General features: G+C 63.8%; 17 protein-coding genes, 1 tRNA gene and 1 pseudogene. 7 read left to right on the top strand and 12 right to left on the bottom strand.

All coding sequences use genetic code 11. The features are described 5' to 3' along the window. Positions 1-15 precede the first annotated feature (15 nt). Genes AUR66_RS00105 through AUR66_RS00080 form a run of 6 tightly spaced genes read right to left on the bottom strand, consistent with a single transcriptional unit; the run spans position 16 to position 5,154 of the window. Positions 16-1,017: a nicotinate-nucleotide--dimethylbenzimidazole phosphoribosyltransferase gene (locus tag AUR66_RS00105; RefSeq protein WP_058570506.1), complete on the bottom strand. Its 1,002-nt coding sequence runs from the start codon at positions 1,015-1,017 to the stop codon at positions 16-18. Beyond that, complete coding sequence (locus AUR66_RS00100; protein WP_058570505.1) at positions 1,008-1,610, bottom strand: NTP transferase domain-containing protein; 603 nt, start codon at positions 1,608-1,610, stop codon at positions 1,008-1,010. The genes AUR66_RS00105 and AUR66_RS00100 overlap by 10 nt, the downstream gene beginning before the upstream one ends. Beyond that, complete coding sequence (gene cobS, locus AUR66_RS00095) at positions 1,610-2,374, bottom strand: adenosylcobinamide-GDP ribazoletransferase (RefSeq protein ID WP_058570504.1); 765 nt, start codon at positions 2,372-2,374, stop codon at positions 1,610-1,612. The genes AUR66_RS00100 and cobS overlap by 1 nt, the downstream gene beginning before the upstream one ends. Further along, positions 2,365-3,267, bottom strand: a complete 903-nt coding sequence (cbiB, locus tag AUR66_RS00090) for an adenosylcobinamide-phosphate synthase CbiB (protein WP_058570503.1) — start codon at positions 3,265-3,267, stop codon at positions 2,365-2,367. The genes cobS and cbiB overlap by 10 nt, the downstream gene beginning before the upstream one ends. Further along, a complete protein-coding gene (locus AUR66_RS00085; protein WP_058570502.1) occupies positions 3,258-3,893 on the bottom strand; it encodes an HAD family hydrolase in 636 nt (211 codons plus the stop codon). The genes cbiB and AUR66_RS00085 overlap by 10 nt, the downstream gene beginning before the upstream one ends. Positions 3,894-3,951: 58 nt before the next feature. Further along, positions 3,952-5,154 carry a M24 family metallopeptidase gene (locus AUR66_RS00080; protein WP_058570501.1) on the bottom strand — a complete coding sequence of 401 codons (1,203 nt, stop codon included), beginning with the start codon at positions 5,152-5,154 and terminating at the stop codon, positions 3,952-3,954. Between the two features lie 157 nt (positions 5,155-5,311). Here AUR66_RS00080 and AUR66_RS00075 point away from each other — a divergent pair, with 157 nt between their 5' ends. Together AUR66_RS00075 and AUR66_RS00070 are read left to right on the top strand one after the other, a co-directional pair. Continuing rightward, positions 5,312-5,791 (top strand): peroxiredoxin family protein, encoded by a 480-nt coding sequence (locus tag AUR66_RS00075; protein WP_058570500.1) that lies wholly within the window; start codon positions 5,312-5,314, stop codon positions 5,789-5,791. Between the two features lie 156 nt (positions 5,792-5,947). Next, a complete protein-coding gene (locus AUR66_RS00070) occupies positions 5,948-6,547 on the top strand; it encodes a flavin reductase family protein (RefSeq protein ID WP_058570518.1) in 600 nt (199 codons plus the stop codon). Between the two features lie 37 nt (positions 6,548-6,584). Here AUR66_RS00070 and AUR66_RS00065 read toward each other — a convergent pair whose 3' ends face one another. Together AUR66_RS00065 and AUR66_RS00060 are read right to left on the bottom strand one after the other, a co-directional pair. Then, positions 6,585-7,568 carry an aldo/keto reductase gene (locus AUR66_RS00065; RefSeq protein ID WP_058570499.1) on the bottom strand — a complete coding sequence of 328 codons (984 nt, stop codon included), beginning with the start codon at positions 7,566-7,568 and terminating at the stop codon, positions 6,585-6,587. Positions 7,569-7,892: 324 nt separating this feature from the next. Then, positions 7,893-7,966 (bottom strand) — tRNA-Tyr (locus tag AUR66_RS00060). Positions 7,967-8,080: 114 nt separating this feature from the next. Between AUR66_RS00060 and AUR66_RS00055 the strand changes: the two genes are divergently transcribed. The 3 genes from AUR66_RS00055 (at position 8,081) to ftsZ (ending at position 10,294) form a co-directional block, all read left to right on the top strand. After that, on the top strand, positions 8,081-8,689 hold the full coding sequence (locus AUR66_RS00055; protein WP_058570498.1) for a double zinc ribbon domain-containing protein: 609 nt from the start codon (positions 8,081-8,083) through the stop codon (positions 8,687-8,689). 218 nt (positions 8,690-8,907) lie between these two features. Next, positions 8,908-9,093, top strand: coding sequence for a ribbon-helix-helix domain-containing protein (locus tag AUR66_RS00050; protein WP_004970382.1), 186 nt, complete (start codon positions 8,908-8,910; stop codon positions 9,091-9,093). A 4-nt stretch (positions 9,094-9,097) separates the two neighbouring features. Continuing rightward, positions 9,098-10,294 carry a cell division protein FtsZ gene (ftsZ, locus tag AUR66_RS00045; RefSeq protein WP_058570497.1) on the top strand — a complete coding sequence of 399 codons (1,197 nt, stop codon included), beginning with the start codon at positions 9,098-9,100 and terminating at the stop codon, positions 10,292-10,294. Positions 10,295-10,438: 144 nt separating this feature from the next. On the opposite strand, the gene ncsA is transcribed toward ftsZ, so the two are convergent. Then, positions 10,439-11,404 (bottom strand): tRNA 2-thiolation protein NcsA, encoded by a 966-nt coding sequence (gene ncsA, locus AUR66_RS00040; RefSeq protein WP_058570496.1) that lies wholly within the window; start codon positions 11,402-11,404, stop codon positions 10,439-10,441. A gap of 101 nt (positions 11,405-11,505) precedes the next feature. Here ncsA and AUR66_RS00035 point away from each other — a divergent pair, with 101 nt between their 5' ends. Continuing rightward, positions 11,506-12,153, top strand: coding sequence for a DUF7095 family protein (locus AUR66_RS00035; RefSeq protein ID WP_058570495.1), 648 nt, complete (start codon positions 11,506-11,508; stop codon positions 12,151-12,153). A gap of 36 nt (positions 12,154-12,189) precedes the next feature. On the opposite strand, the gene AUR66_RS00030 is transcribed toward AUR66_RS00035, so the two are convergent. After that, a complete protein-coding gene (locus AUR66_RS00030; RefSeq protein ID WP_058570494.1) occupies positions 12,190-12,381 on the bottom strand; it encodes a hypothetical protein in 192 nt (63 codons plus the stop codon). Between the two features lie 74 nt (positions 12,382-12,455). Between AUR66_RS00030 and AUR66_RS00025 the strand changes: the two genes are divergently transcribed. Continuing rightward, positions 12,456-12,671 carry a zinc ribbon domain-containing protein gene (locus AUR66_RS00025; RefSeq protein WP_231727691.1) on the top strand — a complete coding sequence of 72 codons (216 nt, stop codon included), beginning with the start codon at positions 12,456-12,458 and terminating at the stop codon, positions 12,669-12,671. 103 nt (positions 12,672-12,774) lie between these two features. On the opposite strand, the gene AUR66_RS00020 is transcribed toward AUR66_RS00025, so the two are convergent. Further along, positions 12,775-13,575 carry a class I SAM-dependent methyltransferase gene (locus tag AUR66_RS00020; protein ID WP_269432529.1) on the bottom strand — a complete coding sequence of 267 codons (801 nt, stop codon included), beginning with the start codon at positions 13,573-13,575 and terminating at the stop codon, positions 12,775-12,777. Positions 13,576-13,644: 69 nt separating this feature from the next. Continuing rightward, positions 13,645-13,882 (bottom strand): annotated as a pseudogene (locus AUR66_RS00015) (deoxyribonuclease IV); the annotation flags it as partial.

Raw genomic sequence — 13,882 nt, 5'->3', positions numbered from 1 at the left:
CTCCCGGCGACGGGTTCAGTGACCATCTTCGACTCCATCGACGGCCTGCGGGTCTAACCGCGACAGCACGTCGAGCGTCGCCGCCTCCACGTCGTCGAGGACGCCCATGTGGTCGGCGAGATAGAGCGCTCCGCCCATGCCAGCACCCTCTTTGGCCTCGCCGGCAGCGTACTGGTCGAGCGGGTGTGTCTCGAATCCGGGGTCGGTGACGACGAGGTCCACGTCGAGTTCGTCGGCCGCCGATTCGAGTTCGGGCACGTCGTCGGCGAGGTACGCCGTCGTCGCCAGCGTCAGGTCGCCGACTGCGCCCGCGTGTCGGACGAGTGCCGCCGCCGCGAGCAGTTGGGTGCCGCCGCCGAGTGTCACGTCGATATCGGCTTCGAGTGCGCCGACGGTCAGACCGGCGACGACGGGGAGAACGGGGTCACCGAGGTATCGTGTGGCGAGTTCCGGTTTGTGGGCGGCGTCGCCGGGAGACAGACCGCTGGCGTCCAGTGCCTCGGCGACCACGTCTTCTTTGAGACCCGTCGGGTTCTCCGGGAGCGACGACGACACGGGGAACGCTTCGCCGAGGGCACGGAACACCGCAAGCGCGGTTGTCGTTCCGCCGGGGACCGTCTCGCCGATGACGAGTTCGTCGTCGGGGAGTGCCGCACCGACCTGTCGTGCGGCCTCGAACGCACCCGGTGCAGTCGGGACTGGTTCGGCCTCGCGGATGTCGCGGCCGGGCCGTGCTCCGACGTCCATCGTCGGCGCGGCAGTCGATTCGGAGAGGCCGGCGTCGACGACGAGCACGTCGAATCCGGTGAGTTCGCGCACTGCGCGCGTGATTGCCGCGGGCGTCGGACACCCTGTCGGACTGACGGGCGTCACGGGCGACCGGACAGTCTGGCCGTACTCGATAATCTCGGCGTCGGCGCTCGGCGTGTGGCCGACGAGCGAGGGGTCTGCACCGGCGGCGCTGATACCGGGAATCTCGGCGGTTCGCGTCGTCCCGGCGACGAGGACTACTCGCATCGGTCCTCCGCGAGTGCGATGTCTGTCGGGCGGTTCACGTTGAGTGCCAATCGGGTGTCGGTAGTGAGGTACACGGTCGAATCTGTGTCGTCAGTGTCTGTTGTGTCTGGTTCGCTGTCTGTACGTTCTCGGGTGTCGGGGTCGACGACGCCCAGTCCGGTCGGGCAGACCATCTGGCCGCGGTAGTCGAAGACGAGCGATTCGTCGATGCTGCTGCCGAGGGCGCGCTTGGCGTCGACTGGAACGCACGCCGTGAGCGACCCGCCCTCGGCGGCCTCGATGACCGCATCGACGTGGTCGGCCAGCAACAGTGGAAGGTCGGCGACGACGGTCACGACCGGCCGCGAGACCCGGTCGAGGGCGAATCCCAGGTCGGAGACGTATCCGTCGCCGGGTGCGTCGATGCAGTCGACGCCGAGGCCACGCGCACGTGTGTTCGTCTCGGGGGTGTGCGGAGACGTGACCGCGTAGACAGTCTCGACCTGCGACTGCTGGAGTGCCTCGACGACGTGGTCGAGCATGGGTCGGCCGCAAATCTCGACCAGTGGCTTTTCGACCGGCGCGTCGAGACGGGTCCCGCGGCCCCCGCACATCACAAGAGCGTCCACGTCACCACCCCCACGTGAATCGCCGTCGCCCGCGCGAGTTCGTTCGTCGCGCCGAGTACGTCGCCCGAGACGCCGCCGAGTCGCTGGCGACCCCACGAGCGCACGAGGAGAGCGACGATTGGGCCGCAAACGAGTGCAGCGACGACGGCAGGACCACCTGTGACGGGCGCAAGCGCGACCACAGGGAGGCAGGAAACGACGACGGCGAGAAGTCCCGACGGGTCGTTCTCGCCGACGAGCGCCGACCCGAGGCCCTCGTGTGCCGGGTCGCCGAGGCAGACCAGCGTCGCCATCCCGGCTTTCGCACCAACCTCGGCCGCGAGCGCAATCGCGACGCCTGCCGTCAGTGTCAGACGGCCTCCAGCGCCGGCGAGACCGAACGCCCCGAGCGCGAGGACGACGAGCGTGAGGCCGAGTGCGAGGAGGCCACCGACGCCCGTCTGGGAGTCCTTCAGGACCGAGAGTCGGCGCTCGGCGTCGCCGTGGACGACGGCCGCATCACCGAGGTCAGCGAGGCCGTCGGCGTGGGTGACGCCCGTCACGAGGTAGATGGTGACGAGGTAGAGCGCCGCCGCGGTCGGAATCGGGAGGGGGAGGAGCAACGGGAGCGCTGCGAGGCCCCCGACCACGTAGCCGACGAGTGGAAACGCGGCGGGTGTCCGCCTGAAGGCGTCCCACTCGGACTCGCCACCCCCGACTGGGAGACGAGTGAGGAACCCGAGGCCGCCGCGGACCGCGTTCAGAACCACGCGACCACCCCCGTGAGGGCGAAGGCGACGAGTCCAGCCCGTGAGACGAGACGGACGCCCCGTGCGGCCGTGTCGGCGTCGGGGAAGTCGGGGCCGGCGTCTAACAGGTAGTGGCCGGGTTTCTCCAGTCGCGTCCCGAGGAGTGCCGCCAGCGTCGCCATCGGCCACCCGGAGTTGGGTGACGCTGGTCGGCGAGCGAGCGACTGAACGCGAGAAAGGACGCCCGGAGACCCGGCGGCGACGGCCAGTAAGACGGCCGATGCGCGTGCCGGAAGCCACATCACTACGTCGTCGAGGCGCGCGGGGACGCGCCCGACTGGTTTGTGGTGATACCCGAGCATCGAGTCGAGTGTGTTGACGGCTTTGACCCACGCGGCTGCCCCCGCCGCGAGCGAGAGCGAGACCGGCGCGAGGAGTGCGAACGCGAACAGCGGTGCGACCAGTCCGTCGGCGAGGTTCTCGGCCGCGCTCTCGACGGCCGCACTTCGAATCTCGCCCGCAGAGAGCGACGCCGGGTCGCGTCCGGCGAGGGCACGCAGTTCTGCCCGGGCCGTCTCGATGTCGTCTGTCGTCGCCGCGACGACTGTCGCTGTCGCGTCGAGCAACATCCGCAGACTCGTCGTCGAAAAGAGCACGAGTGCGGCGACACCCGCGCCTGCCCACGGAGAGACGAGTGACGCGCCCCACGTCGTGGCCGCGACGACACCTCCTGCGACGGCGGGCAAGAAGAGCGCCACGAGTGCACCGACTGCAACTGGGTGTGCCCACTCGCGGTCGAACGGTGCGACGAGACGACCGAAGAGGGCGACTGGGTGAACCCGTGTCGGCAGTTCGGCAAACGACCGGTCGAGGACCGCAGCGACGACGACGGCCACTGTCGCCGTCACGGGCACGGGTCCCTCCCAGACCGTAACCGCGCTGCGAGCGAATCGAGCGTGGTCGTCTGTACGTCCACGAATCGCCCGCCGACACCCTCGACACCGCCGTCAGTGTCCGAGTCGTCACCGACGTGAACCAACGCTGCGGGGTCCACGTCGAGGGCGCGAGCGACTGCTTCGAAGGATTGCGGGTGTGGTTTCCGCCATCCACAGGCCACGCTGGTCGTGATGGCGTCGAATCCATGGCGGTCGAGGTCCGACCGGATGAGCGTCCGTGCGACGAGTTCCGGAACCGAGCAGTTCGACAGGAGGCCAACAGGACCGGTCTCGCGGGCGGCCTCGACTGCCTCGACGGCACCGGGCCGCGTCGTCACCTCGGGGTCGAACGCAGTGATGACTGCCCGCCGAGCGGCGTTGTCTGGCGACTCGACGCCGCGCGACCGAAGGGCCGCCGCGACGTGCGCCGGGAGCGGAACTTCTGCACCCTCGGGGGCGTCGATGTGAACCTCGCGGTAGGCGTCGTCCCAATCTGCAGGGACGTCGACACCGTACGTGCGAAGCGCGTCAGCGACCGCTGTGCCTGGGTCGGCGGGGTACTCGGCGTCGACGAGCGTTCCAAAGAGGTCGAACGTGACTGCCACTACGATTGCATTGGTGAAACTCTACTTGAATTTAGCGAAGCCCGAGGCGGACGACGGTTCAGATGCGAATCGTGTTCGACTCGATATCGCGGGGGAAGTACGTGAGCGTCTCCGTTCCAGACTCGGTGACGAGGACCGTGTCAGAGTGGCGATACCCGGCCGTCTCGGTGTAGAGACCGGGTTCGATGGTGTAGACCTGCCCGGGGGCGACGTCGGCGTCCGATTCTGTGTGGTCGGTGAGTGGGTCAGCGCAGTGGTCGGCCCACCCACGGTCGATGTACGGCGGTTCGTGCGCACCGAGGCCGATGTTGTGGCCGACGTGGTGTCGTGCGAGGTCCGTCACGCCCTGTTCTTCGAAGTAGTCCCAGACGGCGTAGTCGACGTAATCGACTGGCACGTCGGGGCCGAGTGCGTCGATTGCGATATCCTGTGCTTCCAGCATGATGTCGAAGTAGTACTCGTCGTCGTCGGTGGGGTCGCCGAGGAACATCGTTCGCTCCAGTTCGGAGTGGTAGCCGTCGACGTTCGCCGTCGCACCCGTGATGATGACGTCCCCCGCAGACAGTCGCTCGTTGGGAGTAAACCCGTGTGGACGGGCCGTCTGTGCGCCAGAGATGTACCCAGCGTGAACCGGGCCGACACCGCGTGTCCGAACCGCGTATCTCTCGCCGAGTGTGTCGAGCATGGCACGCGACGCGTCCATCGACGCGCGCTGTGAGACGGTAATCGGGTGGGCACCGACTGTCGTGTACTCCACGAGGTACTGATGGCCGAGGTTCGCCCACCGAACTGACTCACGGATGCACACGAGTTCGGCGTCGGTCTTCTCCCAGCGCATCCGGTCGGCCCACGACTGCTCGACGACGTCGACTGACGCCGAGAGCGGGGGGCCGTAGTACCCCATCGTTCCCGGCGCGCCGTCCATGTCGGCGGCGACGCATCTCACGTCGAGTTCTCGGAGCGTCTCGACGATGGTCCCCATCGGGTCACCGTGGGGATAATCGAAGTACGAACGAACTCGGTCGATTCGGTCCATCTCGCTCGCACGTTCGAATTCGAGTCGTGGGACGACGAGTTCCACCCGACCGTCGGTGACGACGAGTGCGACGGGACGTTCGGTCTGGACGTGGTTGAATCCCGAGAGGTACTCGATGTTCGTCGCATCGAACCAGAGTGCTGCGTCGGCAGTCGTGTCCGCGAGACTCCCGCGGATGGCGTCGAGGCGTGCGGCGAACTCGTTCGTGGGAAGACGCGAAGACATAACATAATTATCACTTTGTATGCGGATAAGTAGCATGCTTGCGATGCGGACGGTCACGGACGGCACAACGACGAAGCCCGTGGTGGCCGCGAGGGTTATGCGCGAGCAGTACCCGACTCCCCCGAGTATAGATGCCGGTGGTCCTTCGACTCGACCGATGAGTCTGCTGGGAACCGAAGCCCCCGACTTCACGCTCGAACGCACCGCCGGCGACGAAGTAACCCTCTCAGAGACGCTAGAGAGTGGCCCGACTGTCGTCCTCGTCAACCGCGGCCACTGGTGTTCGTTCTGCGCCGAACAGCTCCAGACCTTCGACGAAGTTGCCTACGACCTCTGGTTCAACGACGGCGTCGACGTACTGCCCGTCGTGACGAGCGAACTGGGCGACCTGACGGAGATGCGCGACCGGTTCGACTTCGACTTCCAACTCGCGGCCGACCCAGATGGGTCGGTCGCAGACCAGTACAGCGGGACCGAAGAGACGAGTCACGGTGTGACCGGCATCGCTGGCACGTACGTCGTCGACGAAGACGGTGTCGTCCAGTACGAACAGGTTGCCGACCACCCCGCCGACCGGACCTATGGCAACTGGGTCCGCTACTTCATCCGCAACGACTACGAAGACATCTTCGCGTAACCGACCGGACTTCACTCCCATCCGTACGCTCCCCCCTGTCGGCCCGTCACCGAGTCGGGCCGTTTCGCGTCGCTGCGACGCCCTGTTCGTCTCTCTCGGAATCGTGTCGTTCGACACGAGAGAACACTTATCACACTCGTTTACGGATGAGCGATGATGGACATCGACCCCGAGAGCGCTGTCGACGAGATGTACCGCCTACTGACGAGTCTGATTATCCCGCGACCGATAGGGTGGGTCTCCACGCGGAGCGCCGACGGCGTCGACAATCTCGCCCCGTTTAGTTTCTACATGGGCGTCATCGAGGCAGAACCGCCAGTCGTGATGTTCTCAGTCGAACAGCGACCGGATGGAACGCTGAAAGATTCGGCGCGAAACGCTGTCGAGACGGAAGCGTTCGGCCTCAATCTCGTCACTGCCGACCTGGTCGAACAGATGGACCGGACGAGCGAGTCCGTCGAACCGGGCACCGACGAGTTCGAAATCGTCGGACTCGAGAGACGTGAAGCGACCACCGTCGACGTTCCACTCGTCGCCGCGGCGAAAGCGACGATGGAGTGCACACTCCACGATACGATGGACATCGGCGACCACACGGTGGTTTTCGGGCACATCGAACGCATCCACGTCGACGACTCACTGTTGACAGACGGAAAAATCGACGTGACGAAGATAGACGCAGTCGGTCGGTTGACCGGGTCGTACTACGCGAACCTCGAACCGTTCCAGGTCGACCGTCCGTGGAAGGAGACGTAGCGTTCGGTCACGGATTCACCAGCGGTCCGTCAGCAGTTCACCAACGATGGTGGACGTGCTCGCGTGCGTACGTATCGTACACGTCTTCGACGTGGTGGAACTGCTCGGCCGACAGCGGTGGCAACGACGCGGCAGCGACGTTGTCGCGGATGTGTGACGGTGTCTTGGACCCGGGGATGACGGTGCTCACAGCGTCGAACGAGAGAATCCAGCGGAGTGTGAACTGGGCGAGCGAGACGCCGTCCGGAACGACGGATTCGAGTGACTCTGCCGCGGCGAGACCATCTTCGAAGGGGATGCCCGCGAACGTCTCGCCCACGTCGAACGCCTCGCCGTGGCGGTTGTAATTGCGGTGGTCGTTCTCGGGGAATTCGGTCTCTGCCGAGAGCGCACCGGTGAGGAGACCAGAGGCGAGTGGAACACGCACGATGACGCCGACGTTTCGGCGCTGGGCCTCGCGGAAGAACAGTTCGGCGGGTCGCTGACGGAGGGGGTTGAAGATTATCTGAACCGTCTCGACGCCGTCGTATTCGATGGCTTTCAGCGCGTCTTCGACCTTCTCGACGCTCACGCCGTAGTGGTCTATCTTCCCCGCGTCTTTCAGGTCGTCGAGGGCGTCGAACACCTCGGGACGGTAGTAGACGTCGCGAGGTGGGCAGTGCAGTTGGACCAGGTCGAGCGAGTCGACGCCGAGGTTCTCACGACTCCGGTCGACGAACCGTTCGAGGTTCTCGTGGGTGTAGCGGTCCGCCTCGTGTGGGTCGAGTCGCCGTCCCGCTTTCGTGGCGACGACGACGTCGTCGTCGCGTTCCTCCAGAGCCGACTTGATTCGTCGCTCGCTATCTCCGTCGCCGTACACGTCTGCGGTGTCGAGAAACGTGATTCCGGCGTCCAGTGCGGCATCGATTGCGTTGGCGGCTTCTTCGTCGGACACGGAACCCCAGTCGCCCCCGAGTTGCCACGTTCCGAGACCGATTTCCGAGACGTCGAATCCTGTCGTACCGAGTGGTCTGGAATCCATGTGTCTGCGTACAGAGAGACGACCAGTAAATCACGGGGTCACGGCAGGAGCTTACGTGACGATACGGTCGGGTCGCGAGAGACGAATCACTGCTCACGTTGTTCGCAGGAAAAGTCCGCTCTTCCCGTCCTCGTGAGTGAAACGAACGAGTGCTCGTGGCGAACATGGCGAGCCACGGTGATTTGAATACCGTGAGACGCTTCGCGCCTCACGAACTCTCGTTCGCTGTCGCTCACGAGAACTCGCTCGCAAATCTCCGATTTGCTCGCTGCTCAAATCGGGTCGAGGTGGACGTTTCACTGCTCACGTTGTTCGCAGGAAAAGTCCGCTCTCCCCGATTTGAACGGGGGACAAGCCGATCTACAGTCGGCTGCTCTGCCAGGCTGAGCTAAGAGCGGTCACTGATTTCTATCCGGTGGACGGTTTTAACGATTATCATTCGCCCGCCGTGCGTGTGCTGTCTGTCAGACGGAGGCGAACATTAATATGCCAACAACTTGATTCCCGGATAGATGACGAAAATCACGTTCCGCGCCGACGATGCACTCGTCGAGCGTCTGGACGGCCTCGACACATCGAAGAGCGAGGCCATGCGCGAGGCACTCCGTGAGTACCTCGACCAAGTGGAACGTGACGACGGTTCGGCAGCCCACTCCGACACCGAACCACAGCATTCCGACGACGAAAGCGAACTCGATGCGGCGCTGGCGACGCGAGTCGAACGCCTCGTCGAAGCACAGTTGTCCGAACGTCTCCCAGAACTCGTCGAGGAGACGCTAGCTGCCCAAGAAGACGAACACGGCCCGTCCGAAGTAAACGTGAACATCAACGTCGACGGGTCGAGTCCCGATTCGTCCGTAAACACGGAGTATGGTCGGGAGTCGACGCCGAGTAAGGGACGTAAGACACCGAGTCAAATCGACGAGGCAGAGCCGTACGAGGCGGAATCGACGTGCGGTCAGTGCGGCGAATCGGTGGACGCCTCACACGTATACTGTCCGAACTGCGGTGAGAAGACGTCCCAACGGGTCTTCTGTGAGTGCGGCGACGAACTCCGTTCGGACTGGGCGTTTTGCCCAGATTGTGGCCGTCGGACACCTGCGGCCGACGTTCTCGAGTAGCATAACCACCGATTAATCGTCCGTATACGGGTGATTCAGGGGCCCGTCTTACAATCGCCGTTACATTTATATCCTATCGCTTTGTGGTGACTATCGCGTAAGACGGTTGTCTTACAGCCATCCAACGGCGGCCCGCAACCCGGCGCCGTCCGTTGGTTTTGGGCCGTAAGACACTCGCACACAAGTGCGGCGCGCCGTCTTACCGGGGGAATGAAAATATGGAGCGTGTGACACTACGAATTCCGAAGCAGCAAATCGAGGAGGTCGAGCGAATGGTCGAGACGGGTGAATTCCCGAACCGGTCTGAAGCCATTCGGTCCGCCGTCCGCGAGATGCTCAACGAACAGACGACCGACAAACGCCAGCGCGAATCGACCAGCAAGCGCGGCTGGGCAAAGGTGTAAACCGATGCAAGATATCGTTCGCGAGGCGATGGAACGAGACGAGGCAGAGCGCAAGACGAAACTGGAAGACACCGGTGACGACCAGTTCGGCGACCCTCGTATCGTGATTGTCGGCTGTGGTGGTGCTGGGAACAACACTATCAACCGACTGTACAACATCGGCGTCGAAGGTGCCGACACGGTGGCGATCAACACCGACAAGCAGCACCTGAAGATGATCGAAGCAGACACGAAGATTCTCGTCGGAAAGTCCCTGACGCAGGGTCTCGGTGCTGGTGGCGACCCCTCGATGGGGGAGCGAGCGACCGAGATGGCACAGGGAACCGTCAAGGACGTCCTCGGTGACGCCGACCTGGTGTTCGTGACTGCGGGGATGGGCGGTGGCACCGGTACCGGTGCAGCACCCGTCGTCTCCAAAATCGCAAAAGAGCAAGGCGCAATCGTCGTCGGCATGGTCTCGACACCGTTCAACGTCGAGCGTGCCCGGACGGTGAAGGCCGAAGAGGGACTCGAGAACCTCCGCAACGAGGCCGACTCCATCATCGTGCTGGACAACAACCGCCTCCTCGACTACGTCCCGAACCTGCCCATCGGCAAGGCGTTCTCGGTCATGGACCAGATTATCGCCGAGACCGTCAAGGGCATCTCGGAGACGATTACCCAACCGTCGCTCATCAACCTCGACTACGCCGACATGTCGACCATCATGAACCAGGGCGGCGTCGCGGTGATGCTCGTCGGTGAGACACAGGACAAGAACAAGACTCAGGAAGTGGTCAACGACGCGATGAACCACCCACTCTTGGACGTCGACTACCGGGGTGCATCCGGTGGTCTCGTCCACATCACGGGCGGCCCCGACCTCACACTCAAGGAGGCCGAGGGAATCGCGAGCAGCATCACCGAACGACTGGAGGCCGCTGCGAACGTCATCTGGGGCGCTCGCATTCAGGACGAGTACAAAGGGAAAGTCCGCGTCATGGCCATCATGACCGGTGTCCAGTCGGCGCAGGTCCTCGGCCCGACGACACAGAAGCAGGCCGATAAGTCGCGCCAGAGCATCGAGGGACACCAACAACAGCAACAACAGCGCTCGGAATTCGACAGTTCGCAGCGTGTCGAGACGCCGCAGAGCGGTACGTGGTCTGACGGTGGCCGAGACGAGTCCGAGAAGAACAACGGACTCGACGTTATCCGGTAACACCCTGTCGGACCCGTTCGGACGCCGCCGCGTCCGTCCGACACGAGTTCTGTCGTGGGGTTCACCCACCTTTCTACACTATCGACACCTGACTCGTGAGTGGCGACGATGTGGCCGCGACGAAAATCAGTGGAGACTCGTCGGTTACACCGCCTCGATAGATTCGAGGAGGCGGCACTTCCGACAGACGTCGCTCGCCGTCTTCGACCCGCAGCGCTCGCACTCGTTGAGGTCGACCTGTCCGTCGCCGCGGTACTCGTCGGCGACTAACTCCGCGAGTTCTTCGTACCCCGCCATAATCGAGTGCCGCGTGCCGGGGTGGTTCTCTTCGAGTTTCAACAGGAGTTGCTGAATCTCACCGCGGTACGCCTCCGACGAGTGCGGACACTCGGTGATGTGTGCCGGGAGGTCTTTGAGATGGGCGTAGAGGGCGACTTCTTTCTCGGGCACGTCGCGGAGTGGCTTGGCCCGTGGGATGAAGTCGCTAGACTTCCGGCGCTTCTCGAAGTCACCGATGCTGGCGTCGAAGTGTTTCGCCACCTGTCTCAGGTCGCCTTCGAAGAAGTTCATCAGTGCAGTCTGTGCCTCGTCGTCGAGGTTGTGTCCGGTGAACAGTTTGTCCGCGTCGAGTTCGTCGGCGAAGCGTTCGAGGAGGTCACGGCGGAACACGCCACAGTACGCACAGGCGGCCATGTTCTCGGGGTCTTTCTCGACGACGTCGTCCATCTGGACGCCAAACTCCTCTTGGTACGAGACGACTTCGTGACGGATGTCGAGGTCGTCGGCGAGTTCGACACAGGCGTCGACGGACTTGTCGCGGTACCCCTCGATTCCCTCGTGGATGGTCAACGCGACGAGTTCGATGCGCGGGTCGCGTCCGAACGTCTCGTCGAGGATGTGCGTGAGGACGACGCTGTCTTTCCCGCCGGAGAGGCCGATGACCCACGTCTGTGGGTCCTCGGGCGTCGCATCTCGCGGGAGCATGTTGTCTTCGCGGATACGCCGCCGCACGCGTTTCTCGACCGAGGCACAGAAGTGTTCGTCACAGAGGTGTGCCCCGGAGTAGGCCGCGTGCATCACCGCGTCCCGACTGCACTTGTCGCACTCCATTGCCGGTCGCTTGCTTGGCAGGAGGGATACGGGTTTCGCCTCGGGACGACCGAGACGTTCGTTCGCAATCGGTTTGCCTGTTCGCTACTCACAGACACGCAATGGAACGAGACGCCGCCCTCGATCGGGTCGAGGCTATCGTCGACGCCGTCGAGTCCGAGACGCTCCCGGTTCCGGTCCGCGAAGTGTGGGTCTACGGCGACGTCGCCCTCGGACTCGACCCACTCGACCGACTCGACGTGTACGTGACGAAAGACATCCTGCTCCGGGGCGACCCCGACGCAGCCAGTGAGTTCGAGACGTCACACGGCGTGAAAGGCGTCGGAAAGAGCATCCGTGCCGAGTGGGCACGCGAACACCCCGACTTGGTTCGTGCGAACACGAACGGGTACGCCGCGCCCGAGAAGTGTCTCGCTGCGCATCTCTTGCCGGACGACGACGAACCCGTCCACCTCGAAGTGTGCAACGCCTCGTTCGAAGACAACGTCACCCAGCGTCTGAAAGGCGCCGTCTCCCGCGAGGCATACGAGCAGATTCTCGACCCGCGCGGCGTCTGTCTCTACGCCGACGGCCAGCGTTCACCGAGTGCGATGGAGAAACTCCGAAACGGCGAGTTCGCGTTCCCGACGCTCACTGGTGCGTTGGAGATGCTCGGCTTGGAGTCCGACGAAGCAGAGACGGCAGTCGAAGCGATGCGAACCTACCGCGCCGAACAGACGGGGACGACGGTTCGCGGCGACGTGGTGTAGGAAGTAGCGACGCGGTTTCATCCGCGACGACGCGAATTACTCTCTGGACCGGCCGTCCGCAGAGCGACGGTTGTACTTCTCGCCTTCCGCTTTGGCACGACGTTCTGCTTCGTTTCGGTCCATCTTCGGGCGATTCTTCGTCTCCTGTTGCATGGCCCAGTAGAGGACCAGCGGAGCGCCAATCGCGAGAGCGAAGAAGAGCACGAAGACGAATCCATCGGCGGCCATACACGTCCGTCGGACGGAACCGTTGTAGTCGTTCGGGCATCAGATTTATGTCATCTTCCGCAACACGTCTCGGTGTGAGCCCTCCAACAGAATCCGGCCGCAGCGGGTGTCCGAAGTGCGGTCACACGGAAGCAGAGACTGATACGATTGCGACGTCCGGGAGCGGGTTGACGAAGATGTTCGACATCCAGAACCGCCAGTTCACGGTCGTCTCGTGTACGAACTGCGGGTTCTCGGAACTCTATCGCGGCCGCTCCAGCGGGAACATGATAGACCTCTTCTTCGGCTGAGACCGGTTCGGCTCGGCGTTCGGGTCGTCGGCCCCGCTTTCGGGAGAAGTTGTCCACATCGATTAGCCGACGTGCTCACGTGTGAGACGGTGCGCAGAGTGAATTACACCCGGCCAGTCGTCACGTCGAACGGGACGACTTCGGCCCGGCGATACGTCCCGTCTCGAATCTGCTCGACAACCTTGCGGCCCATCTGTCGCCACTCGCGGCGGAGTGCGTCGTACGTGTCTGACCCGTCGAGGCCACGACGAAGTTCGGCCTCGTGTCGGTCGAGTCCCTCGCCGGTGGCCTTCTGTGCTGCACTCTGCACGTCCCACTCGTCGTACGGCGGTTCCACGAGTTTTCGGTGGTGGTATCGTCGGGTTCCGACGAGCGAGAGGCCGGCCGCAGCGAACACGTCTGTCACGCGTTCCCCGAGTGCGACGTTGGTCTGCACGCCGTCGAGGAACGCCTCTCTGACTGTGCGTTCGAGGGGGACTTCCGCGGCGACGGTCGAATCGACGCCGACGGCGGCGTTGTCCGGTTCGACAGTCGCCACGAGGTCAGACGAGACGCGTGCGAACTCGCGCACTGCGGCGATGGGGTCTGGGAGATTCACGAGCAACGCCTGACAGACCACGAGGTCGAAACTGTCGTCGGCAAACGGGAGTCGCGTCGCGTCACCAGCGACTGCCTCGATTCCGGGTCGGGTTGCCGTGGTCGAGAGCAAGTCGGTGTCGGCGTCGACGCCGACGACGCGGGCGTCGGACTCGTCGGCGAGGATGCGCGTGAACTCGCCCGTCCCGCATCCAACGTCGAGGATGTTCGTCCGACTGTCGAGTTCCAGGTCGGCGAGGGCCGCCCGCGAGTCGTCCCACATCCCCTGTCGCGTCCGCTGGAGATACGATTCAGAGAATCGTCGCACACTCGTCGTCGGCCACCGTGAGACAAAAATCAGTCGGTGCAGTGAGACCGGTCTCAGAAGACGGCCGGTCTAGTTCTCGTCGGCGCGGTACTGACGGACCCGGTCGATGTTCCACGCGAACCCCTTGCCGTCTTCCGTCGGTGTCTCCAGGACGAGTGGCACGTCGTTGTCCACGATAACGTCGTGGTTGATGAACGCGCGCATGCCTTCTTCCCCGATGAGTCCCTCGCCGATGAGGGCGTGTTCGTCCTTGTTCGTGCCGCACTCGTGTTTCGAGTCGTTCAGGTGGACGCACTTGAGGTGTTCC

This window comes from Haloferax profundi (genome assembly GCF_001469865.1).
Classification (GTDB): domain Archaea; phylum Halobacteriota; class Halobacteria; order Halobacteriales; family Haloferacaceae; genus Haloferax; species Haloferax profundi.
This window is presented reverse-complemented; position numbering and strand designations above follow the sequence as displayed.